This is a genomic window from Thauera sp. 2A1 (genome assembly GCF_009469595.2).
Taxonomy (GTDB): domain Bacteria; phylum Pseudomonadota; class Gammaproteobacteria; order Burkholderiales; family Rhodocyclaceae; genus Thauera.
On the sequence record NZ_SSXV01000013.1, the window covers coordinates 1 to 21,428 of the forward strand.

Sequence of the window (21,428 nt, forward strand, 5' to 3'; positions counted from 1 at the left end):
GCCACCGCCGGCCAGCGCCCGCCGCGCAACGTCAACATCATCACCGGCGCCAGCGGCACCACCGACATCGAGGGCAGCCTGGTCCTCGGCGCCCATGGCCCCCGCTACCTGCACGTCGTCATCGTCGGCGAAGCCACCGACCAAAGCGCTCGATAAAGCTGAAAGTAGAAGGGCGGCCACCTCGATGACCGCCCTGCTCCCTGCGCCGCGCCCGCCTGCGCGCTCACTCAACTTCGAGGCGGAAACCAATCTTCAGCGTCACCTGGAAATGCGCGACCTTGCCATCGACGACATGACCTCGGGTATCCACAACCTCGAACCAGTCGATGTGGCGTATGGACTCCGCCGCGGTCGCGACCGCGTTGCGGATGGCATCATCGATGCCGATCTTCGACGAGCCGACGATTTCAATCTTCTTGTATACGCGATCTGACATGCTCTCCTCCTGACAGTGGCGCGGCTCAGAGCTTCTTGTGCGAGCCGTCGCAATATGGCGGGTTGGCGGTGTGCTTGCAACCACACAGGAAGACGGTCCCGTTCGTTTCCGGCGTGAACCCCACCGGGGTAAAACCGGTTCCCTTGTGCGAGCCGTCACAGAAGGGCTGGTTCTTGCTGTGGCCACAGGCGCACCAGAAGTACTGCTTGCCGGCTTCCACTTCGACGGCGTAGGGCGCTTTCTGGGCGATGTGCGGGCTGTTGTCGGACATGGCGCATCTCCTCCTCGATGTTGCATGCGGCATTCATGGCGCCCCGTACCCACGGAGCCCGCGAACAGTGCGCCGGCGATCGAAGATCTGTCAATCGGGATCAACCATGGCACAGCCTCAACGCGCCGCTGCCTGCGGCGCGGGGCAGTGCTCGCCAATCCAGCGCGCCTCGGTCTCCATCTGCATGTCGCCGCGGTCGGAGCGAACATTCACCCGCGTGGAGAACTGTTCCGGCGAGACGATCCTCGCTTCGAAATCCCCGCTTCCTCTGGGTTGGGTGCAGTTGAGCCTGCCACGCACCGTGCCCCGGCCCTTGACCACCTCCGTCAGCGTGCAATTGCCCTCGGTCTTGCCCGCATAGAGGTTGTCCTGCTTCGCCTGCTCGGGCGTGATGCAGCTACGCACGGTGCCGTCGCTGCCGAGCGTCACGCCGCGCGAGGCCATCTGCTGCTCGAGCATGCGGCGCGTCTCCGCAGGAAGGCTCTTCAGGTGCTGTTGCAGTTGCGCCATCTGCGGCGACAAGTCCGGTAGTCCGGCGAGATTCATGCGCGTGGATCGAAACTCCCACAGGCCCGGACGGATGTCGGCTGCCTGCGCGACGGATGCGGCAGCCAGGGTCAGCAGCCCCGGCATGAGCACACGCAGCGCGATCTTTCCCAGTTTGTTCATCGACGAATTCCTCTTCAACGTATCGGTTGCATCCGGCCTCACGCGGCCGGTGCGTCATCGGGCGCGACTGTCGCCGTTGGCCTGCAGCCAGCTCGCCCGCTCGTTCAACCTTGCCGCCTTGTCCGGTGCGAGCCCGGGCACTGCGGCAAGCTCGCGCAGCAACGCCGGATCCGGACGATGCGCGTTGATGACCTGCCAGTAGCGGGCAAGGCTCACTGCGGGCGAGGGCCGCTCGAGCAGTTCGAGCACATCTCCCGGCTGAACGGTTCCCGCATCCAACACCCTGTAGTACCAGCCGGTCAAACCCTGTTGCGCAACAAAAAGTGAAGCCTCATCGATGCCCAGCCGGTGGCTGATCTTCCAGCACGGCTGGCGTGGCTGGCTCACCTGGATGCGCGCGCTACCACAGCGGAAGATGTCGCCGATGCACACCTGCTGTTCCGTCATGCCATGCGTGCTCAGGTTCTCGCCGAGGGTGCCGGCGCGCAGCAGGTCCCCGAGCTGGGGCCAGCGCCGGAGGAAGTCGGCGTAGTGTTCGGCAGGGAAGTGGTGCAGTGCCTTCTGCGCGCCGCCATGATGGCGTCGATCGCCCTGATGATCGCCAGCGAGCCCGTCGGCCGTAAGCTGCACCGCGCCCCGCACCGGACGCTTGAAGATGCCCGAAATCTGCCCCTCTGGCTCGAGCGGTCGCAGATCGCCGACGAAGATCTGATCGATGGTGGCAACGAACGGGGTCATCCTGCGGCTCCTTGCTGTAATGCCTGCTCGAGAGGCGAGCCCGGCATCGCGGCGCGGGCCATCCATCCGCTGCCGGCCGGGCCGGGCCAGGTGTCGATATAGGCTGCCGCCTTGTCGCCGGCCTTGTCCACCAGGCAGCGGGCGGGCACCCCGAAACTCGTGGCGACGATCCAGCCATGCAGGCTCGTGCCGAGGTAGAAGCAACTGCCCGCCAGCAAGGCGCAGAGGTCGAACAGCTCGTCGGACGCAAACCGCGCTGCTGCGAGCTCGGGAGCAAGGCGCCGGATGTGCGAGAGCAGGCGCTCCAGCACCGCCGGATCGTCATGCCACGGAGCACGCCCGGCGCAGAACAGCACGATGCCAGCGTCGCGGGCGCGTGCCTCGGCGACGGCCGCCTGCGCCACGAGGGCGAGCGTGGCATCGTCACCCCACGCAGCAGCGAGCTGCAGGGCGAGCCAGCGTGGCTGTCGCCGGCGCAGGCGGGCAAAGCCCTCCCCGGCCAGCCTTGCCGCAATGGGGTCGCCGAACAGGGTCGGGGTCTGCGCTGCCGGATCCTGCACCAGCGAGGCCTGCACGCCGATTCCGGCAAGTGCTGCCTGCGTCCTGCGATCCCGCACCGACACCGCCTCCGCCCTGCCGAGCGCGGCGCGCAGTTCATCGACAGCCGCGGCGGGAAGACCGGCGATGGCCACGCCTCCCGCGGCAACGAAGCGGCTTGACCACCCGGCAGGCAGATCGGGCAGACCGAACACATAGGGCAACTGCCGTGGTGTGCCGAGGCAGCCTGCTGCCCAGGCCCGCCGCGTCACCGGGTCACGATCCAGTCGCGCGATCACGCGCTGCGCCGCCTGCGGCGTCTGGAGCATGACCGCGGCCTCCCAGGCCGTCGTGGTGAGGATCTCGCCGCCGACGTGAACGAGCTCAGCCGGTTCCGCGCCGTGCGCGGCGATGATCTCGGCCAGCGGGCGCACCGCATGGCCGCCCCATGCGCGCAGATCGCGCGTCGCCAACCCGGCGAAGATCGGCTCGCGACCGCTGCAAGCGGCCGCCGCGCAGTGGCCCAGCAGCAGGTCGCCGAAGTTGTGGCGGTCGAAGGCGCCGAACAGGATCAAGCGGCGAGGCGACGGGGAAGACATACGGCTGACATCAGCACCCTGCCGGGCGCACCAGAAAAAAGCCGCCCCCACGGGGGCGGCTCTCGTGCACCGGCGGCGAATCATTCCGGGCAAACCTGAAACACGCCGGGTCGGCACCCGATCAGAGAGACTCCATGCGCAGCTTCGTCACCTTGCCGGAAACGACCGGCAAGGCCTCGATCCTGGCGATGGCCGCGTTGGCGCTGCGCTCCACGGTCTGGTGCGTGAGCATGATGATGTCGGTCTGCGATTCGCCCTCTGCCGCTTCCTTCTGCGACAGCGCCTCGATCGAGATGCCGCTTTCGGCGAGGATGCGGGTGATGTCGGCGAGCACGCCCGGCTTGTCATCCACGCGCATGCGCAGGTAGTAGGAGGTGATGACCTCCTCGATCGGCAGCACCGGCACATCCCGCACCTGGTCGGGCTGGAATGCCAGATGCGGCACGCGATGCTCGGGGTCGGAGGTGTGCAGGCGGGTCACGTCCACCAGATCGGCGATGACCGCCGAAGCGGTCGGCTCGGCGCCTGCGCCCTTGCCGTAATACAGCGTGGCGCCGACGGCGTCGCCCTGCACCAGCACTGCGTTCATCGCGCCCTCGACGTTGGCGATCAGGCGCTTGGCCGGGATCAGCGTCGGATGCACGCGCAGCTCCACCCCCTGCTCGCGGCGGCGCGCGATGCCCAGCAGCTTGATGCGGTAGCCGAGTTGCTCGGCATAGACGATGTCGATGGCGTCCAGCCTGGTGATACCTTCGATGTAGGCCTTGTCGAACTGCATCGGGATGCCGAAGGCGATCGCACTCATGATCGTCGCCTTGTGCGCGGCGTCGATGCCCTCGATGTCGAAGGTGGGATCGGCCTCGGCGTAGCCCAGCGCCTGTGCTTCCTTCAGCACCTCGGCGAAGGACAGGCCCCTGTCGCGCATCTCCGACAGGATGAAGTTGGTGGTGCCGTTGATGATGCCGGCCAGCCACTCGATGCGGTTGGCGGTAAGACCTTCGCGCAGGGCCTTGATGATCGGAATGCCGCCCGCCACCGCCGCCTCGAAGGCCACCATCACGCCCTTCTTCTGCGCGGCGCCGAAGATCTCGTTGCCATGCACGGCCAGCAGCGCCTTGTTGGCGGTGACGACGTGCTTGCCGTTCTCGATCGCCTTCAGCACCAGCTCCTTCGCGACGCCGTAGCCGCCGATCAGTTCGACGACGATGTCCACTTCGGGGTCGGCCACCACCGAGAAGGCGTCGTCCGTCAGCCGCACGCTGCCGCCGGTCACGCTGCGGGCAAGGTCGAGGTTCTTGTCCGCCACGACCGTGATGGTGATCGGACGCCCGGCACGACGGGAGATTTCCTCCGCATTGCGCTTGAGGACGGTGAAGGTACCGCCGCCGACGGTGCCGATGCCGAGCAGGCCAACGTTGATGGGTTTCATAGGTTCAGTGTGCTGTCAGGAGTGAAGTGTCGGTTGTGAGGCGGCCCGGACAGGGTCCCGGCCGCCGCGTGATTCAGGTGCCGTGGCGCTTGCGGTAGCCTTCCAGGAAGCGCGCGAGGCGGCCGATGGCGTCGCGCAGGTCGTCTTCGTGCGGCAGGAAGACGAGGCGGAAGTGGTCGGGCTCCGGCCAGTTGAAGCCCGAGCCCTGCACCAGCAGCACACGCTCGGCCTCCAGCAGTTCGGCGATGAAGGCCTGGTCGTCCTCGATCGGGTAGATCTTCGGGTCCAGCCGCGGGAACATGTAAAGCGCCGCCTGCGGCTTCACGCAGCTCACTCCCGGGATGGCGGTGATGAGCTGGTGCGCCACGTCGCGCTGGCGGCGCAGGCGCCCGCCTTCGGCCACCAGGTCGTCGATGCTCTGGTAGCCGCCGAGCGCGGTCTGGATCGCATATTGCCCCGGCACGTTGGCGCAAAGCCGCATCGACGCCAGCATGTTGAGACCTTCGATGTAATCGGTGGCACGGCGCTTGTCACCGCACACCACCATCCAGCCGGCACGATAGCCGCAGGAGCGGTAGTTCTTCGACAGGCCATTGAAGAGGATGGTCAGCACGTCACCTGACAATGCACCCATCGACGTGTGCTTCGCCCCCTCGTAGAGGACCTTGTCGTAGACCTCATCGGCGTAAATGATGAGGTCGTGCTCACGCGCGATCTCGACAATTTCCTTCAACACGTCGTCGGGATACAGCGCCCCGGTCGGGTTGTTGGGGTTGATGATGACGAGGGCGCGGGTATTGCACGTGATCTTGGCACGCATGTCGTCGAGGTCGGGCATCCAGCCCTTGCTCTCATCGCACACGTAGTGCACCGGCCGGCCGCCGGACAGACTCACCGCCGCCGTCCACAGCGGATAGTCAGGTGCAGGCACCAGCACCTCGTCGCCAGCATCGAGCAGCGCGTTCATCGCCATCACGATCAGCTCGGACACGCCGTTGCCGATGTAGATGTCCTCGATGGTGACGCCCTTGATGCCCTTTTGCTGGGTGTAGTGCATCACCGCCTTGCGCGCGGAGAAAATGCCCTTGGACTCCGAATACCCGGCCGAATTCGGCAGGTTGCGGATCATGTCCATCTGGATTTCCTCGGGCGCATCGAAGCCGAAGGAGGCGAGGTTGCCGATGTTGAGCTTGATGATCTTGTGGCCCTCGTCCTCCATCTGCTTGGCGCGCGTGAGCACCGGGCCGCGAATGTCGTAGCAGACCTCGGCCAGCTTGGCGGACTTGCGGACCGGACGAGCGGCGGCCGCGGCCTCGGCCTTTGCTGCCGATTCCTTGGGTACCGTCGCGAGTTCCAGATTCTTCACCGCTTTCATGTCTGCCGTCCTGAGGTCGATGGGCTGGCGATGCGCAAGAGTGCACCGCCAAAGGGAAAAATTGCTATCTTAGCCGCGCTGCCGCACTGCGGCAATTTGCCCGTGTTCCCGGCAACGGCCGGTACGCTCCGGGCGCCGCGGACGTCACGCGCGCCCCGCAACAAGGACGCCTCCCACACCATGAAGCTCCACCTCGACAACAACGGCAGCACCAACATCGTGACCGGCTACGGCGCCGACCACGTCATGATCAACAAGGTCCGACACGACGGTAACCTGCTGCTCACCGCCACCGGCATCGTCAGCGGCTGGGCGCCCGGCGGCTACGCCGGGCTGACCGCGGACGACTTTGCCGCCGCACGCGACCTGGGGATGGAAATCGTCCTCATCGGCACCGGCAGCCGGCAGCGCTTTCCGTCGCCCGCCCTGCTGCGGCCGCTGATCGAGGCCCGCATCGGCTTCGAAGTCATGGACCTCGCCGCCGCCTGCCGGACCTATAACATCCTCGTCGGTGAAGGCCGGGCCGTTGCCGCGGCCCTCCTGTTCGACGCCCTGGCCTGAGCCGCCCGCGGCGATTGCTGCAATCGGCCCGAAAGATCACCGTAACGCGATTGTCAGCGAAACACGGCTCCGCTACCCTGAGGCAAAAATCCCGTCCGCCCCAGGAGACGACATGAGCAGCCCGCTTGCCCCAGACTTCAGCCTTTCCGCCACCGCCGGCCAGACCGTTTCGTTGGGCACCCTGCGCGGCAGGAAGGTCGTCCTGTACTTCTACCCCAAGGACAACACGCCCGGCTGCACCAACGAGACGAAGGATTTCGGTGCCCACCACGCCGCCTTCGCCGCCGCCGGATGCGATGTCTTCGGCATCAGCCGCGACAGCATCAAGAGCCACGAGAACTTCAAGGCGAAGCTCGAGCTGCCCTTCGAGCTGATCTCCGATCCTGACGAGATCGCCTGCGAGGCCTACGGTGTCATGAAGATGAAGAACATGTATGGCAAGCAGGTGCGCGGCGTGGAGCGCAGCACCTTCGTCATCGACGCGGAAGGCCGCATCGCGCGCGAATGGCGTGGCGTGAAGGTACCCGGCCACGCCGAGGAAGTGCTCGCCTTCGTTCAATCACTGTAGGCGCAGGACAGGCATCGGCCATGCCGCCAGCCCGCCGCCTCCTGCGCGCCGCGCTCGCTGCAGACCCAGCCGCAGCCACACCGCGCGCAGCTTCCCAAGACTCAGCCGCCTCGTCCGCATAGGCCCATCATGCCCGCCGAACGCAAACCCGCCAGCCGCTCCCGCCGCAGCAAGGGCGAAACCGCACGCAAGCTCTTCGTGCTCGACACCAACGTGCTGATGCACGACCCCACCAGCCTGTATCGCTTCGAGGAGCACGATCTCTACGTGCCGATGATGACGCTGGAGGAGCTCGACCATAACAAGAAGGGCATGAGCGAAGTGGCGCGCAACGCGCGCCAGGCCAGCCGCATGCTGGACGAGATCGTCAGCGCCGCAGCCGACGGCATCGAGAATGGCATCGATCTCGACGGCCCGTCGCGCGGGCAGGGCACGGGCAAGCTGTTCCTGCAGACCGAGGCCATCGACGTCCGTCTGCCGCAGGCCTTCCCCAGCGGCCGCGGCGACAACCAGATCCTCGCGGTGGTGACCTACCTCGCCGGCAAGCACCCCGAGCGACCGGTGATCCTGGTGTCCAAGGACATCAACATGCGCATCAAGGCCCGCGCACTGGGCCTCGCCGCGCAGGACTACTTCAACGACAAGGTCCTCGAGGACACCGACCTCCTCTACACCGGCACGCGCGAACTGGCGCCCGATTTCTGGGAGGCCCACGCACGCAACATGCAGTCGTGGAAGGAGGACGGCCGCACCTACTATCGGCTTTCCGGGCCGCTGGCGCCCGAGCTGACGGTCAACGAATTCGTCTTCCAGGACGGCGACAACCCGCTGCAGGCCTGGGTGAAGGAGAAGGATGGTCCCAGTGTGGTGCTGGAGACGCTGGTGGACTACAGCCACCAGAAGAACAACGTCTGGGGCATCACCGCGCGCAACCGTGAGCAGAACTTCGCGCTCAACCTGCTGATGAACCCCGAGATCGACTTCGTCAGCCTGCTCGGCCAGGCCGGCACCGGCAAGACGCTGCTGACGCTGGCGGCGGGCCTCACCCAGGTGCTGGAATCCAAGCGCTACGCGGAGATCATCATGACCCGCGTGACGGTGCCGGTGGGCGAGGACATCGGCTTCCTGCCGGGCACCGAGGAAGAGAAGATGGCGCCATGGATGGGCGCGCTGGAGGACAACCTCGACGTGCTCAACGGCACCGCCGGCGAGGGCGGCGACTGGGGCCGCGCAGCCACCCGCGACCTGATTCGCAGCCGCATCAAGATCAAGAGCCTGAATTTCATGCGCGGGCGCACCTTCCTCAACAAGTACCTGATCATCGACGAGGCGCAGAACCTGACGCCCAAGCAGATGAAGACCTTGATCACCCGCGCCGGGCCGGGCACCAAGGTGGTGTGCATGGGCAACATCGCCCAGATCGACACCCCCTACCTCACCGAGGGCTCCTCGGGCCTGACCTTTGCGGTCGACCGCTTCAAGGGCTGGGAGCATTCGGGCCACATCACGCTGCAGCGGGGCGAGCGTTCGCGCCTGGCGGACCACGCCGCCGAGGTGCTCTGAGCGAGCGGCGCACCGCGGGGCGGCTCGCGCCTATAATCGGCACATTGCCTACCCTTCATGCCCTCATGAGCACCGCCGCCGCGCAGCAACTGCTGGTCGGAGCCAGTACCGACTTTCTCCGCCATTTCTCGCCCTTTGACCGCATGGAGCCGACGGCGCTCGCCTACCTGGCACAGCACGCGGTGCTCGGCTTCCATCCCCGTGGCAGCGAGATCCTGACGCCGGAGATGGGTCCTTCGCGCCACTTCTACATCATCCAGCGCGGCAAGGTGCAGGCGCGACAGACCGGCGCGGCGGTCGTCACCGAATACGCCAGCCTGTCGATGGGGCCAGGCGAGTGCTTCCCGATCGGCGCCATCTCGGCGCAGCGGCCATCGACCAATGCGTACGTCGCGGTGGAGGATTCGTTCTGCTTCCAGATCACGGCCGACGAGTTCCTGCACCTGATGCAGATCAGCCCGGTCTTCCACCTCTTCTGCACTCAGTACATCGCCAGCCTGCTCAACCAGTCGCGCCAGCAATTGCAGACGACCTTCTCGCAGCGGGCCGCCGAGCAGCAGACGATGACGACGCCGCTGGGCCAGTTGATCAAGCACGAGCCGGTCTGCGTCACGCCCGAGACGCGCACCCGCGCCGCGCTGGAAAAGATGAACGAGCTTCGCATCGGCTGCATGGTGGTCACCGATGCCGAAAGGCGCCCGCTCGGCATCCTGACGCAGAGCGACGTGTTGCCGCGCATCGTGCTGGCAGGCTTCGATCTCGAGCGGCCGATCGACGAGATCATGACCGCCAACCCGCACCAGTTGCCGGCCAGCGCATCGGCCTACGACGCCGCGCTGGAGATGGCCACGCACGGCGTGCGCCACCTGCTGGTGGTCGACCCGAACGGTCGCCTCAAGGGCGTGATCTCGGAGCGAGACCTGTTCTCGCTGCAACGCATCAGCCTGCGCCAGATCCGCGCCGGCATCGAGAACGCAACCGATGTCAGTGCGCTGCAGCACGCCAGCCGTGACATCCGCCAGCTTGCACTGAACCTGATCGCGCAGGGCATCGGTGCCGAGCAGTTGACGCAGTTCATCTCTGCCCTGAACGATGCACTGACCCGCCGCATCATCGAACTTGCCCTCGACCGGCACGATCTCGTCGGCGTCGATTTCGGCTGGTTCGCCTTCGGCTCCGAGGGACGGCATGAACAGACTCTCTCCACCGATCAGGACAACGGGATCATCTGGCGCTGCCCCGAACTGCAGGACACCGAGGCCGTGCGCAGGCGCTTGATCGCCTTCGCGCGGGAGGTCAACCAGAGCCTCGCCGCGTGCGGCTTTCCGCTGTGCAAGGGCAACATCATGGCGAGCAACCCCGACCTCTGCCTGACCGTGGACGAATGGAAGGAGCGTTTCGGCGACTGGATTCGCGAGCCCGACCCGCAGGCGCTGCTCAACGCCTCGATCTTCTTCGACTTCCGCGTGCTCTACGGCAATGAACGCCTGGGCGATCAACTGAGAGCCTGGCTCAACAAGCTGTCGCGCACCAGCAGCAACTTCCTGCGCATGATGGCCGCCAACGCGCTGCAGGTCGCACCGCCGCTGGGGCGGATCCGTGACTTCGTCGTCGAGGACGACGGCATGATCGACCTGAAGAAGTGCGGCGCGCGCCTCTTTGTCGATGCGGCGCGCATCATCGCCCTGCGCACCGGCGTCGATTCCAGCAGCACCGTGCAGCGGCTGCGCCAGGCCAGTGGCAAGATGGGCGTCTCGGTCGAGGAAGTCTCGGCGATCATAGACGGCTTCCATTTCATCCAGCTCTTGCGTCTGCGCTCGCAGCATCTCGAGACCGAGCACGACGCGGACGGCGACAACCGCATCGACCCCGACGCGCTGAACGAACTCGACCGCCGCATCCTCAAGGAAGCCTTCCGCCAGGCGCGCAAGCTGCAGTTGCGCCTCAAGCTCGACTATCAGCTCTGACGCGACCATGAACTGGATCTCGCGATTCATCGGCGGCCGCGGCGAAGGCGATGCGCTGGAACCCGGCATTGCCGAAGCCCTGGCGCACTGGCAGGCGCTCCCCGATGTGGACCTGTCACGCGCGCACTTCGAGGCGCGCTATGTCGTCGTGAACACCGAGGCCACCGGCCTGGATCTGGATCGTGACCGGTTGCTTGCGGTGGGAGCCATCGCCATCGACGGCGGCCTCATCACGCCGGTCGACAGCTTCTATGCGACGCTCGACACTTCCCCGTCGCGAGCCCTGTCCGGGCTGCTGGCATTCGCACGCAAGGATCCACTGGTGGTCTACAACGCCGCGTTCAACCTGGGCATGCTGGAGCCGCTGATTGAGCAAAGGCTGGGCCTCGGCCTGGACGCGAACGTGATCGACCTGTATTTCCTCATGCCGGCACTTTTCCCGGAGCGCCACGGCAACCCGGTGCGGCTGGCCGAATGGATGGAGTCCTTCGGCATCGAGACCTTCCAGCGCCACCATGCCCTGGGAGACGGCTGGGTGATCGCGCAACTGTTCCTCGCCGCGCAGGCACGCGCCCTTGCGCAAGGTGCGACGTCAGCGCGCGCGCTACTCGAGCTCGAGCGTGCCTACCGCCAGTATCGGCGCAAGGCCTGAAGCTTTGCCAGGGGTGGCGGGTCAGGCCGGCGCGAGCGTCGCCAGGCCGCCGACACCCGCCTTCGCCGATGGCGGCCGATTCGTGAATTTGGAACGTTTACAAGTCGGGGCGACCTGCGTATATTCCGCCGAATGCATTTTCGGCCCGTTCTTCTAACCCTGCTGCTCAGCCTGTCCGCAACCAATGCGGTCATTGCTGCCGACCAGGTTCCCGTGGCAACGCGGGAAGCGCCTGCGTTCGAGCGCTACACGCAAGCTGCAGGAGAACTGGTCGACCAGGCGATGAGCTACCTGGGCATCCGCTACCGCTTCGGCGGCACCTCGCCCGAAACCGGGCTGGACTGCAGCGGTCTCGTCTTGAACGTGTTCCGCAACGCCATCGGTCTCGACCTGCCACGAACCGCGGCCGAAATGTCGCGAGTGGGCGAGAACATCAGCCGCCAGGAACTCAAGCCGGGCGATCTCGTGTTCTTCAACACCATGCGCCGTGCCTTCTCCCACGTCGGCATCTACCTCGGTGACGGTCAGTTCGTGCACGCACCGTCCAGCGGCGGCAAGGTGCGCATCGAAAACCTGGGCAACAGCTATTGGGCGGCCCGCTTCAATGGTGCGCGCCGTCTTGTCGACGACAACGATTCGCCCCCTGCCGGCTTGATGCTGGCGCGCTGATCGACCTCAACCTCTCCTCCCCGATTTCCGGGCCGGACCCGGCCCGCGGGCTGCGCCCATGACGGGCGTACCGTTCACCCTATCGCGGCGTCACGCGCACCCGGATCCGCAGACGACCTCGCACGCCCCGCATTGCTCCGGCAGACGACGACCGAGCGCCTGCTGCAACGCGCACACCGAACGCCGGCAGCACACCACGGTGACGTTCTCCCGCGTTGCCGCATCACGAAAGCGCTGCATCACGTTGTGTCCGAGGAAGTCGGTAAACAGGATCACGATCTGGATTCCCGACGGCAGGGACGCGCCGCGTCGCTGGTGGCTGCTGTCGCGCCCGCTTACATGGGCTGCAATCCGGATGCCGAAATTCCCGAGTACATCGGGGATGTTCCCCAGGCGATCGGCACCGACGATGAGTGCGTTCATTGACTCAGCTTCCTTTGCGAATGATTCGTGTTCGCATTTTAATCAGATACGAATCATTTGCAATTGCGAATTCGTCTCGTTAATATCGCATCACTTTTTCACACTCACCGAGGCTGTCGCATGATGCTCAAGCAGATGCTCTTCCCGACGCTCCTTGCCACGTTTGCTGCAGGCGCGATCCACGCACAGGCTGCCGACACTGAACTCAACCTGTATTCCGCCCGCCACTACCAGACCGACGAGGCGCTGTACGCGGATTTCACCAAGCAGACCGGCATCAAGATCAATCGCATCGAGGCCAAGGAGGACGAACTGCTCGAACGCATCCGCAACGAGGGCGCGAACAGCCCGGCGGATGTCTTCATCACGGTTGATGCGTCGCGCCTGGCGAAGGCGGACGAGCTCGGCATCTTTGCCCCGGTGAAATCGAAGGTGCTCGAAGAGCGCATCCCGGCTCACCTGCGCACGCAGGACTGGTTTTCCTACTCCACCCGCGCGCGCCTGATCGTCTACAACCCCGACATGGTCAAGGCCGAGCAGGTCCAGACGTACGAGCAGTTGGCCGATCCGGCGCTGAAAGGCAAGGTCTGCGTGCGCTCGGGCAGCCACCCGTACAACCTGTCGCTCGGTGCCGCGCTGATCCAGCACGATGGCGCGGCCAGGACGGAAGAATGGGCCCGGGGCCTGGTCTCCAACTTCGCGCGCGCGCCCAAGGGTGGCGACACCGACCAGATCAAGGCCGTCGCCGCAGGCGAATGTGGTGTCGCGATTGTCAACAGCTACTACCTCGCCCGCCTGCTGAATTCGGACAAACGCGACGAGCAGGCGATTGGCGCCCGCATCAAGGCGGTATGGCCTAACCAGCAGAGCTGGGGAACGCACATCAACATCTCCGGTGCGGGAATGCTGAAGAATGCGCCCCACAAGGAGGCTGCGGTCAAGTTCCTGGAATACCTCGCGTCCGACAAAGCCCAGACTTATTTCGCCGACGGCAACAACGAATGGCCCGTGGTGTCGGGCGTCAAGGTCGACAACCCGGCCCTGACGCGCCTCGGCCCCTTCAAGGCGGATACCTTGCCGATTGGCGACCTCGCCAGGACGGTGGCTGAAGCGCAGCGCATCTTCGATCGCGCCGGATTCCGCTGAGCCCGGCGATGTGATCAGCGCTTGCCGTCTTCCCGCTGCGCCGTCGTTTGCGCCAGCGCGGCGGAGGACGGCTGCTCCGCCGTGTCCTGTTCCATCATCGTACGATTGCGGCCCCCGTCCTTGGCGCGGTAGAGGGCCTGGTCGGCGCGCGCGAGCGCCTCGGCCGAGCCCGTGTCGCCCCCGCGCAGCACCGCAACGCCGATGCTCACGCTGATCGGGATCTCACCGAAGTCGCCACGCGCCGGGCTGTCCGCCACCACGCGGCGCAAGCGTTCGGCGGTGCGAAAAGCGCCGATGAGATCGACGCCCGGCAGGAGGATGGCGAACTCCTCGCCGCCGAGGCGCGCGAACATGTCGCTGTCGCGCAGCCGTTCCCCCACGAGCCGGGTGAAATGCTTCAGCACTTCGTCACCCGCCGCGTGCCCCCAGCGGTCGTTGATGCGCTTGAAATGGTCGAGGTCGAGCAGCGCGACCGCCGCCTGCCCCACCTTGCGCCGCACGCGGGCAAGCTCGTTGCCAAGCGCGGCGTCGAAATAGCGGCGGTTGGCGAGGCCGGTCAGGGGGTCGCTCGTCGCCTGCTGCACGAGGCGCTCCTCCAGCGATTTGCGTGCGGAGATGTCCTGGTGGATGCCGACGACGCGCAACGGAGCGCCCTCCTCGTCGCGCTCGATGACCGTGCCGGACGCAAGCACCCAGACCCAGTGACCGTCCTTGTGTCGCAGCCGATGTTCGCAGACGTAGCGCGGCGTCTCGCCGCGAAGGTGTGGCTCGAGTGAGGCGCGGATGATGGGCCAGTCGGCCGGGTTGATGCGTGACTCCCAGCTTTCCAGCGTGGGTTCGATCTCGTCCGGCGTCAGCCCCAACATGCCTGCCCACTGCACGTCGAAGCTGACCCAGCCGCTCGGCACGTGCCAGTCCCACAGCCCGAGGGATGCCGACTCCAGCGCCAGCGCGAGCCGCCGCTCGCTCGCGGCAAGTTGTTCCTCGATCCAGCGGCGGTCGGTGATGTCACGGCTGATGCCGATCTCGCCCAGCAGGCTTCCGCCATCGGCGCGGAAAGGAATGTTCATCGTGTCGAGCAGGCGACGACCGCCTTCACGGCACACAACCCATTCCTCGCCACGCTCGGCTGCCGACAGCGGCTGAGAACGCGCGCTTGCTCCGGCAGGCGGCCAGGGTCCGAGCCGGGCCAGCTCGGCGTCGGTGCGGCCGAGGATCTCCTTCTCCGGCCGCCCGTGGCAGCGCGCAAAGGCGCTGTTGCACCCGAGGTAGGCGCCGCGAACATCCTTGAACGCGATCAGGTCCGGCGCCGAATCGATCAGGGCGCGCAACAGCGCGCGCTCGCTGGCCAGCGCTGCGTGCGGCCCGCGTACGCCGGCAACGAAGAGCGCGCGGTAGATCATCACGAAGGCAGCTACCTCGTAGACGTGGCCAAGCACGTTGAAGGTGTCGGACACTTCCCTGTAAAGCGTCAGGAAGAGTTCCGCCAGGCCCAGCACCCAGGCGGCCGCAGCCAGCCAGGCCAGGGTCTCGTCGCGGTCGCGCCAGCCGCGCAGGTAGAGCAGCACCGCGACGGCAAGGTAAAGGGCGGTCAGGCCGTACTCGATAGCCACTTTCAGCGCGGTGAGCCCGGTGCCGGGCACCATCATGCGCGGAGTGTCAGCGGGCACGAGAAGCGTCCAGCCGCAAACGACTGCGAACACCAGCATGCAGCCATTGACGGCTGCCGCCGCTTGCCCAGACCAGCGCGCCGGGTGCAGAAAGGCGGCGACAAGCAGGCCGAACGCGACGACGAACCGGCCCGCAAGCCAGAGATGGATCGCCCTGTCGCTATCGCCCGGACCCAGTATGCCGGGCATGCCTTCGAACACCAGGACGTGGAGGAAGTCGATGATCGCCACGGCCAGGAACACAGCCCCGAGCCACACCAGGCGGCTGCCCCGCTCGGTGTCGCGCAGATTCCAGCCCAGCGCAAACACCATGGCGGAAACCGAAATGCCGATGAACTCGAGTGCGGCGTGTACGGGAAGATACTGATGCGGGCTGGAGAACAGACTGAGCGGCTGCAGGAGCAGGCCAAGAACCCACCCCACGGTCATGGTGAGAACCCAGATCACGGTCCGGCACCACACCGTACGCCTGCACCCGCGATCGCCAATCATCGCCCAAAGCATCGAGAAGACTCCCGTTCGCGGCGGGTTCGCATCCGACCAGCCTGATTCCAGCAAGGTTATCGTCGTCCAGCACCCTGCGCCCCGACGCGCTGCCCAGACAGGGCCACGCACCGCCGATCCGTGCGCTCAGCGCCGGCGACCGCGAGCAATCTGGCGCGAGATGGCGAACATGGGCAGCAGACCCACCGCGACGATGGTGAGCGCAGCTGTCGAAGCCTCGGCGAGCCGCTCATCCGCCGCAAGCGTATGCGCCTGCGTCGCCAAGGTGTCGAAATTGAACGGCCGGATGACCAGCGTCGCGGGCAGTTCCTTCATTACATCCACGAACACGAGCAGCGCTGCGGTCAGCAGCGTGCCGCGCAACAGCGGCACATGGACCCGCCGCAACGTCTGCCACCGCCCCAGCCCCAGGCTGCGCGAGGCGTCGTCCATGCTGGGCGTGATCTTGGCCAGGCTGCCTTCCACCGCCTGTAGCGCCACCGTCAGGAAGCGTGCGAGATAGGCATACACCAGCGCGGCAATGCCGCCGGTGATGAGCAGCCCCGGGTTGACCCCGAACGCCGCCTGCCACCACTGCGCCAGCTGTGCATCGATGCGGGTCAGCGGAATCAGCACGCCGACCGCGATCACCGAGCCGGGCACCGCATAGCCGAGCGCCACGACGCGGTTGAGCATGTGGGGCAGGCGCGATCGGGCCAGCCGCGCCGCATAGGCCAGCACCAGCGCCAGCGCCACCGCCAGCACCGCGGCCAGCGCCGCCAGCAGGAAGCTGTTGCGCGCCAGGTGCAGGAAGCGCTCGCCGAACTGCGCGTCGCCCTCGGTCAACGCCATCTTCATCAACAGGCCGGCAGGCAACAGGAAGCCGAGCAGCAGCGGCATCGCGCAGGCGAAGGCGGCCAGCAGCCCCCAGCCGAGAGGAAGCCGCAGGCGGCTCCGCGCCACCTGCTGGCGCGACGTGTTGTGAAAGCGCGCCCGCCCGCGTGTGGCACGTTCCAGCGCCAGCACGACCACCACGCAACCCAGCAGAACGGCCGACAACTGCGCGGCCGCGATGCGGTCGCCGAGGGAAAACCAGGCGCGGTAGATGCCGGTGGTGAAGGTCTGCACGCCGAAATACGACACCGTGCCGAAATCGGCCAGCGTTTCCATCAGGGCAAGCGCGACACCGGCCACCACGGCGGGGCGGGCCAAGGGCAGCGACACGCGAAAGAAGCAGCGCCAGGGGCCGAGCCCCAGCGAGCGCCCCGCCTCCAGCATGCCGCCCGCGCGCTCCAGGAAGGCCGCGCGCGCAAGCATGTAGCAATAGGGATAAAGGACGAACATGAACATCGCCACCGCGCCGCCCACCGTGCGCACGTCCGGAAACCAGTACTGGCCGGCATGCCAGCCGAAGGTCTCGCGCAGGGCCGTCTGCACCGGGCCGACGAACTGCAGGAAGTCCGTGTAGACATACGCCATCACGTAGGCCGGCACCGCCATCGGCAGCACCAGCGCCCATTCGAAGAAGCGGCGCCCGGGAAAATCGAGCATCGTCGTCAGCCACGCGCAGGTCACGCCGATCGAGCCCACGCCCAGCCCGACGCCGATGCACAGCACGATGGTGTTGAGCACGAATTCGCCGAGGACGGTGTCGACGAGATGCGCCCAGGTCGCACCGGTGCCGCCGACGAAAATGTTGGAGAAGACCGAAAGCACTGGCGCCGCGATCAGCAGCGCGATGATCGTCGCCGTCGCCGTGAGCGCGACGCCCCCCTGGCCGAGGCGCCGAAGCAGACCCGGCCCACCCATGGATTTCATCCTGATTCCGTTGTCGTTGGTTCTTGCGCGACGCAACCGCGCCGCCTTGTGGAGCCAAATTATAATTGATCGCATTTGGCCTGCCCCGATGCAATAATCAGCAAACATCACCTCCGGCGCCGGCTCCACACCTCGCCCGTTGCACGCAATGTCCCATCTTGAACTCATCGACATCGACCTGGCCTTCGGCAGCCATCAGGTCGTGCGCCAACTCTCGCTGCAGCTTGAAAAAGGGCAGATCGGCTGCCTGCTGGGCCCGTCGGGCTGCGGCAAGACGACGGTCCTGCGCTGCATCGCCGGCTTCGAGCCGCTTGCCGCCGGCAGGATCCGGCTCGACGGCGCCATCGTCAGTGGCGGCGGCATCGATCTGCCGCCCGAGCGGCGGCGCATCGGCATGGTGTTCCAGGACTACGCGCTGTTCCCCCACCTGACGGTGGCCGAAAACATCGCCTTCGGCCTGCGCGGCGAGCGTGCATCGGCACGGCAGGCGCGTGTCGGAGAGTTGCTCGCCCTCGTCGGCCTGGCCGAACATGGCCGCAAGTACCCGCACGAAATGTCGGGCGGGCAGCAGCAACGCGTCGCGCTGGCACGCGCGCTGGCGCCGCGCCCCAGCCTGCTGCTGCTGGACGAGCCCTTCTCCAATCTCGACGTGGAGCTGCGCGAGCGCCTGTCGCATGAAGTGCGCGAGATCATCAAGGCGACCGACACCACCGCCATCCTGGTCACGCACGACCAGCACGAGGCCTTCGCCGTGGCCGACGAGATCGGCATCATGAACCAGGGCTGCATCCAGCAATGGGACACGCCCTACAACCTCTATCACCGCCCGACCAACCGCTTCGTGGCCGACTTCATCGGCCAGGGCGTGTTCCTGCCCGGCGTGGTGTTGAGCGAGCACCAGGTCGAGGTCGAGCTGGGCATGCTCAACAGCACCACGCCGCTCGAGTGCAGTGCGGGCTGCGGCCAGTGCGGCAAGATCTGCCGCGTCGACGTGCTGCTGCGCCCCGACGACATCGTCCATGACGATGGCAGCCCGCTGAAGGCACAGGTGGCGCACAAGGCCTTCCGTGGCGCCGACATCCTCTACACGCTGCGCCTTGCCAGTGGTGCAAAAGTGCTGTCGCTGGTGCCCAGCCACCACAACCACTGCATCGGCGAGCGCATCGGCATCCGCCTCGACGTCGACCACGTCGTGACCTTCCGCAACGAGGCGCCGCCCGCGCGCGAAGTCGCGGTCAGGTTTGCGGCATGATCCCCTGGCTGGTGGGGCGCCCGGCATTTCCGCCCGTAGACCAGGCGCTCGACCAACCCAACGGGCTGCTCGCTGCCGGTGGCGAACTGAGCCCCCGCTGGCTGCTCGAAGCCTACCGCCATGGCATATTTCCCTGGTTCAGCGAGGGCGAGCCCATCCTGTGGTGGAGCCCGGACCCGCGCCTGGTGCTGGTGCCGGGCGACATCCGTATCAGCCGCTCATTGCGCAAGCGCCTGCGCCGCGGCGAGTTCGACGTGCGACTCGACACCGCCTTTGCCGAGGTGCTCGCCGGCTGCGCCGCCCCGCGCGGCATGGGGACCGGCACCTGGATCACCGCCGACATGCAGGCGGCCTATGGCGAGATGCATGAACTGGGCTATGCCCACAGTGTCGAATGCTGGCAGGGTGGCGAGCTGGTGGGCGGGCTCTACGGCATGGCGCTGGGACGGGCTTTCTTTGGCGAATCGATGTTCGCGCGCGTGACGGATGCCTCCAAGGTGGCGCTCGCACATCTAGCGCAGTTGCTGGCGCTGCGCGACTATGCAGTCATCGATTGCCAGATGACGACGGCTCACCTGCAGTCGCTGGGCGCGCGGGAGATTTCGCGCGCGCAATTCGTCGCGGGCCTCGCCCGCTGGACGCGGGGAGGCGAATCGCCGCGCAGGTGGTCGAGCGACGCGCTGGCGGAATTGTCGTGGGACTGACGCGGGACCGCTTATCGCAGGGATTGCACGATGCAGAAGGACTATCCTTACGCGCTGATCCAGTTCTACGCGACGGCTCCGTACGCCTGCTCCTACCTGCCCGACCGCAGTGCGCGATCGCAGGTCGCGACGCCTGGTCACCTGATCGACACCACCCTCTATAGCGAATTGGTGCGCCGTGGTTTTCGCCGCAGCGGTGTCTTCACCTACCGCCCCCATTGCGACGACTGCAATGCCTGCGTGCCGGTGCGCATTCCCGTCGGGCGCTTCACCCCGGCGCGCAGCCAGCGCCGCGCCTGGGCACAGCATGAGGGCCTGCTGGCGTTCGAGCACCCGCTCATCTTCTCCGAAGAACACTATGCGCTGTATCAGCGCTACCAGGCCGCGCGCCATCCGGGTGGCGGCATGGATCTCGACAATCGCGAGCAGTACACGCATTTCCTGCTGCAAAGCCACGTCGAAACCCGGCTGGTGGAGTTTCGCGAAGGCGACACGCTGCGCATGGTGAGCGTGATCGACCGCCTCGACGACGGGCTGTCCAGCGTCTACACCTTCTACGACCCCGACGTGCCGCGCGCGGCCTACGGCACCTACGGCATCCTGTGGCAGATCGAGACCTGCCGCCGCCTGGGGCTCCCCCATCTCTATCTGGGCTACTGGATTGAGGAGAGCCCCAAGATGGCCTACAAGATCCGCTTCCGTCCGCTCGAGCGCTATCGCAACGGCGAGTGGGTCACGCTGGAGACAGCGCCCGGGGCGGCGTAGCCGCCGGGAAAGACTTCATAGTGCATCGCACAAAAAGCGGCCGAATCGCTACAATCGGCCCATGCTCTACGACATCGTCCGCCCCTTCCTGTTTTCGCTCGATCCGGAAACCGCCCACAACTTCACCATCGGCATGCTGAACGTGGCCGGCCGCGTGCTGCCCGCAGCGCAGCCTGCGCCTGGTGAACCGGTCGACGTGATGGGCCTGCGCTTCCCCAACCGGATCGGCCTTGCCGCCGGCCTGGACAAGAACGGCGAAGCCATCGACGGCCTCGCGCGGCTCGGCTTCGGCTTCCTGGAAATCGGCACCATCACCCCGCGCCCGCAGCCGGGCAACCCGCGCCCCCGCATGTTCCGCCTGCCGGAAGTGCGCGGCATCATCAACCGCATGGGCTTCAACAACCACGGCGTGGATGTGCTGGTCGCCAATGTCAAGGCAGCCCGCTTCAAGGGCATCCTGGGCATCAACATCGGCAAGAACTTCGACACGCCGATCGAACGCGCCGCCGACGATTACCTCGCCTGCCTGGACAAGGTCTACCCGCTGGCGAGCTACGTCACGGTCAACATCTCCTCCCCCAACACCAAGAACCTGCGCCAGTTGCAGGGCGAGTCCGAACTGGACGAACTGCTCGGCAAGCTGAAGGCGGCACAGACGCGGCTGGCCGATGTGCATGGCCGCTACGTGCCGCTCACGCTCAAGATCGCGCCCGACCTGGAGCCAGCGCAGGTCATCAACATCGCCGACGCGCTGCGCCGCCACCGCATCGACGGGGTGATCGCGACCAACACCACGATCGCGCGCGACAAGGTGCAGGGCGTGCGATTCGGCGAACAGACCGGCGGCCTGTCGGGCGCGCCGGTGTTCGAGGCCTCGACCGCGGTCGTGCGCCAGCTCGCCTCGGCGCTTGCGGGCGAGCTGCCGATCATCGCAGCCGGCGGCGTGCTCGACGGTCGCGGCGCGCGCGCCAAGCTCGAGGCGGGTGCGGCGCTGGTGCAGCTCTACAGCGGCCTGGTCTATCGCGGCCCCGGTCTGGTGCGTGAATGTGTGCGGGCCACGACGCACGGCTGACCCGTCACCCGGCACGTCACCGCGCTGCGGCGGCCGCTCCGACGCGCTATGCTGCATGAAA

Annotated in this window: 22 protein-coding genes; 12 read left to right on the plus strand and 10 right to left on the minus strand. The window is 66.5% G+C overall.

Annotated elements, in window-relative coordinates:
* Window positions 1–156, plus strand: a 156-nt coding sequence (locus GH664_RS12930) for an LUD domain-containing protein (protein WP_194270401.1), incomplete at its 5' end; no start/stop codon positions are given.
* A gap of 67 nt (window positions 157–223) precedes the next feature.
* Here GH664_RS12930 and GH664_RS12935 read toward each other — a convergent pair.
* From GH664_RS12935 to GH664_RS12965, 7 genes are all read right to left on the minus strand, one after another.
* Window positions 224–436, minus strand: a complete 213-nt coding sequence (locus GH664_RS12935; RefSeq protein ID WP_153168497.1) for a dodecin — start codon at window positions 434–436, stop codon at window positions 224–226.
* Between the two features lie 25 nt (window positions 437–461).
* Window positions 462–707, minus strand: a complete 246-nt coding sequence (locus GH664_RS12940) for a CDGSH iron-sulfur domain-containing protein (RefSeq protein WP_153168498.1) — start codon at window positions 705–707, stop codon at window positions 462–464.
* A 117-nt stretch (window positions 708–824) separates the two neighbouring features.
* Window positions 825–1,340: a DUF3617 domain-containing protein gene (locus tag GH664_RS12945; RefSeq protein WP_153168584.1), complete on the minus strand. Its 516-nt coding sequence runs from the start codon at window positions 1,338–1,340 to the stop codon at window positions 825–827.
* Window positions 1,341–1,430: 90 nt separating this feature from the next.
* Complete coding sequence (locus tag GH664_RS12950; RefSeq protein ID WP_153168499.1) at window positions 1,431–2,114, minus strand: MOSC domain-containing protein; 684 nt, start codon at window positions 2,112–2,114, stop codon at window positions 1,431–1,433.
* Window positions 2,111–3,250, minus strand: a complete 1,140-nt coding sequence (locus GH664_RS12955) for a polysaccharide pyruvyl transferase family protein (RefSeq protein ID WP_194270402.1) — start codon at window positions 3,248–3,250, stop codon at window positions 2,111–2,113. The genes GH664_RS12950 and GH664_RS12955 overlap by 4 nt, the downstream gene beginning before the upstream one ends.
* Window positions 3,251–3,371: 121 nt before the next feature.
* Window positions 3,372–4,679, minus strand: a complete 1,308-nt coding sequence (locus tag GH664_RS12960; RefSeq protein ID WP_153168501.1) for a homoserine dehydrogenase — start codon at window positions 4,677–4,679, stop codon at window positions 3,372–3,374.
* Window positions 4,680–4,752: 73 nt separating this feature from the next.
* Window positions 4,753–6,054 (minus strand): pyridoxal phosphate-dependent aminotransferase, encoded by a 1,302-nt coding sequence (locus GH664_RS12965; RefSeq protein ID WP_153168502.1) that lies wholly within the window; start codon window positions 6,052–6,054, stop codon window positions 4,753–4,755.
* 180 nt (window positions 6,055–6,234) lie between these two features.
* Between GH664_RS12965 and GH664_RS12970 the strand changes: the two genes are divergently transcribed.
* From GH664_RS12970 to GH664_RS12995, 6 genes are all read left to right on the plus strand, one after another.
* Entirely contained in the window at window positions 6,235–6,615 is a 381-nt protein-coding gene (locus GH664_RS12970; RefSeq protein ID WP_153168503.1) for an Mth938-like domain-containing protein, read from the plus strand.
* Between the two features lie 112 nt (window positions 6,616–6,727).
* Window positions 6,728–7,183 (plus strand): peroxiredoxin, encoded by a 456-nt coding sequence (locus GH664_RS12975; RefSeq protein WP_153168504.1) that lies wholly within the window; start codon window positions 6,728–6,730, stop codon window positions 7,181–7,183.
* A 129-nt stretch (window positions 7,184–7,312) separates the two neighbouring features.
* On the plus strand, window positions 7,313–8,746 hold the full coding sequence (locus tag GH664_RS12980; RefSeq protein ID WP_153168505.1) for a PhoH family protein: 1,434 nt from the start codon (window positions 7,313–7,315) through the stop codon (window positions 8,744–8,746).
* A 65-nt stretch (window positions 8,747–8,811) separates the two neighbouring features.
* Window positions 8,812–10,713, plus strand: coding sequence for a DUF294 nucleotidyltransferase-like domain-containing protein (locus GH664_RS12985; RefSeq protein WP_153168506.1), 1,902 nt, complete (start codon window positions 8,812–8,814; stop codon window positions 10,711–10,713).
* 7 nt (window positions 10,714–10,720) lie between these two features.
* Window positions 10,721–11,365, plus strand: coding sequence for a PolC-type DNA polymerase III (locus GH664_RS12990; protein ID WP_153168507.1), 645 nt, complete (start codon window positions 10,721–10,723; stop codon window positions 11,363–11,365).
* Window positions 11,366–11,497: 132 nt separating this feature from the next.
* Window positions 11,498–12,034, plus strand: a complete 537-nt coding sequence (locus GH664_RS12995; RefSeq protein WP_153168508.1) for a C40 family peptidase — start codon at window positions 11,498–11,500, stop codon at window positions 12,032–12,034.
* A 90-nt stretch (window positions 12,035–12,124) separates the two neighbouring features.
* Here GH664_RS12995 and GH664_RS13000 read toward each other — a convergent pair whose 3' ends face one another.
* The gene (locus GH664_RS13000; RefSeq protein ID WP_153168509.1) at window positions 12,125–12,457 is read right to left on the minus strand and encodes a DUF2325 domain-containing protein; all 333 of its coding nucleotides are present in this window, start codon (window positions 12,455–12,457) and stop codon (window positions 12,125–12,127) included.
* A 123-nt stretch (window positions 12,458–12,580) separates the two neighbouring features.
* Between GH664_RS13000 and GH664_RS13005 the strand changes: the two genes are divergently transcribed.
* Window positions 12,581–13,603 (plus strand): Fe(3+) ABC transporter substrate-binding protein, encoded by a 1,023-nt coding sequence (locus GH664_RS13005; RefSeq protein ID WP_153168585.1) that lies wholly within the window; start codon window positions 12,581–12,583, stop codon window positions 13,601–13,603.
* 14 nt (window positions 13,604–13,617) lie between these two features.
* On the opposite strand, the gene GH664_RS13010 is transcribed toward GH664_RS13005, so the two are convergent.
* Together GH664_RS13010 and GH664_RS13015 are read right to left on the minus strand one after the other, a co-directional pair.
* Window positions 13,618–15,720 carry an MASE3 domain-containing protein gene (locus GH664_RS13010; protein ID WP_228111496.1) on the minus strand — a complete coding sequence of 701 codons (2,103 nt, stop codon included), beginning with the start codon at window positions 15,718–15,720 and terminating at the stop codon, window positions 13,618–13,620.
* Between the two features lie 183 nt (window positions 15,721–15,903).
* Window positions 15,904–17,574: an iron ABC transporter permease gene (locus GH664_RS13015; protein WP_194270403.1), complete on the minus strand. Its 1,671-nt coding sequence runs from the start codon at window positions 17,572–17,574 to the stop codon at window positions 15,904–15,906.
* A 148-nt stretch (window positions 17,575–17,722) separates the two neighbouring features.
* Between GH664_RS13015 and GH664_RS13020 the strand changes: the two genes are divergently transcribed.
* The 4 genes from GH664_RS13020 (at window position 17,723) to GH664_RS13035 (ending at window position 21,367) form a co-directional block, all read left to right on the plus strand.
* Window positions 17,723–18,826 carry an ABC transporter ATP-binding protein gene (locus GH664_RS13020; RefSeq protein WP_153168511.1) on the plus strand — a complete coding sequence of 368 codons (1,104 nt, stop codon included), beginning with the start codon at window positions 17,723–17,725 and terminating at the stop codon, window positions 18,824–18,826.
* Entirely contained in the window at window positions 18,823–19,530 is a 708-nt protein-coding gene (gene aat, locus GH664_RS13025; RefSeq protein ID WP_153168512.1) for a leucyl/phenylalanyl-tRNA--protein transferase, read from the plus strand. The genes GH664_RS13020 and aat overlap by 4 nt, the downstream gene beginning before the upstream one ends.
* Before the next feature lie 30 nt (window positions 19,531–19,560).
* Complete coding sequence (locus tag GH664_RS13030) at window positions 19,561–20,295, plus strand: arginyltransferase (RefSeq protein ID WP_153168513.1); 735 nt, start codon at window positions 19,561–19,563, stop codon at window positions 20,293–20,295.
* Between the two features lie 61 nt (window positions 20,296–20,356).
* Window positions 20,357–21,367 carry a quinone-dependent dihydroorotate dehydrogenase gene (locus GH664_RS13035; RefSeq protein ID WP_153168514.1) on the plus strand — a complete coding sequence of 337 codons (1,011 nt, stop codon included), beginning with the start codon at window positions 20,357–20,359 and terminating at the stop codon, window positions 21,365–21,367.
* Window positions 21,368–21,428: the final 61 nt, after the last annotated feature.

Bases quoted from the DNA above. Each gene is read 5' to 3' on its own strand.
- GH664_RS12935 (WP_153168497.1), bottom strand. From the start codon at position 436: ATGTCAGATCGCGTATACAAGAAGATTGAAATCGTCGGCTCGTCGAAG.
- GH664_RS12940 (WP_153168498.1), bottom strand. From the start codon at position 707: ATGTCCGACAACAGCCCGCACATCGCCCAGAAAGCGCCCTACGCCGTC.
- GH664_RS12945 (WP_153168584.1), bottom strand. From the start codon at position 1,340: ATGCCGGGGCTGCTGACCCTGGCTGCCGCATCCGTCGCGCAGGCAGCC.
- GH664_RS12950 (WP_153168499.1), bottom strand. From the start codon at position 2,114: ATGACCCCGTTCGTTGCCACCATCGATCAGATCTTCGTCGGCGATCTG.
- GH664_RS12955 (WP_194270402.1), bottom strand. From the start codon at position 3,250: ATGTCTTCCCCGTCGCCTCGCCGCTTGATCCTGTTCGGCGCCTTCGAC.
- GH664_RS12960 (WP_153168501.1), bottom strand. From the start codon at position 4,679: ATGAAACCCATCAACGTTGGCCTGCTCGGCATCGGCACCGTCGGCGGC.
- GH664_RS12965 (WP_153168502.1), bottom strand. From the start codon at position 6,054: ATGAAAGCGGTGAAGAATCTGGAACTCGCGACGGTACCCAAGGAATCG.
- GH664_RS12970 (WP_153168503.1), top strand. From the start codon at position 6,235: ATGAAGCTCCACCTCGACAACAACGGCAGCACCAACATCGTGACCGGC.
- GH664_RS12975 (WP_153168504.1), top strand. From the start codon at position 6,728: ATGAGCAGCCCGCTTGCCCCAGACTTCAGCCTTTCCGCCACCGCCGGC.
- GH664_RS12980 (WP_153168505.1), top strand. From the start codon at position 7,313: ATGCCCGCCGAACGCAAACCCGCCAGCCGCTCCCGCCGCAGCAAGGGC.
- GH664_RS12985 (WP_153168506.1), top strand. From the start codon at position 8,812: ATGAGCACCGCCGCCGCGCAGCAACTGCTGGTCGGAGCCAGTACCGAC.
- GH664_RS12990 (WP_153168507.1), top strand. From the start codon at position 10,721: ATGAACTGGATCTCGCGATTCATCGGCGGCCGCGGCGAAGGCGATGCG.
- GH664_RS12995 (WP_153168508.1), top strand. From the start codon at position 11,498: ATGCATTTTCGGCCCGTTCTTCTAACCCTGCTGCTCAGCCTGTCCGCA.
- GH664_RS13000 (WP_153168509.1), bottom strand. From the start codon at position 12,457: ATGAACGCACTCATCGTCGGTGCCGATCGCCTGGGGAACATCCCCGAT.
- GH664_RS13005 (WP_153168585.1), top strand. From the start codon at position 12,581: ATGCTCAAGCAGATGCTCTTCCCGACGCTCCTTGCCACGTTTGCTGCA.
- GH664_RS13015 (WP_194270403.1), bottom strand. From the start codon at position 17,574: ATGAAATCCATGGGTGGGCCGGGTCTGCTTCGGCGCCTCGGCCAGGGG.
- GH664_RS13020 (WP_153168511.1), top strand. From the start codon at position 17,723: ATGTCCCATCTTGAACTCATCGACATCGACCTGGCCTTCGGCAGCCAT.
- aat (WP_153168512.1), top strand. From the start codon at position 18,823: ATGATCCCCTGGCTGGTGGGGCGCCCGGCATTTCCGCCCGTAGACCAG.
- GH664_RS13030 (WP_153168513.1), top strand. From the start codon at position 19,561: ATGCAGAAGGACTATCCTTACGCGCTGATCCAGTTCTACGCGACGGCT.
- GH664_RS13035 (WP_153168514.1), top strand. From the start codon at position 20,357: ATGCTCTACGACATCGTCCGCCCCTTCCTGTTTTCGCTCGATCCGGAA.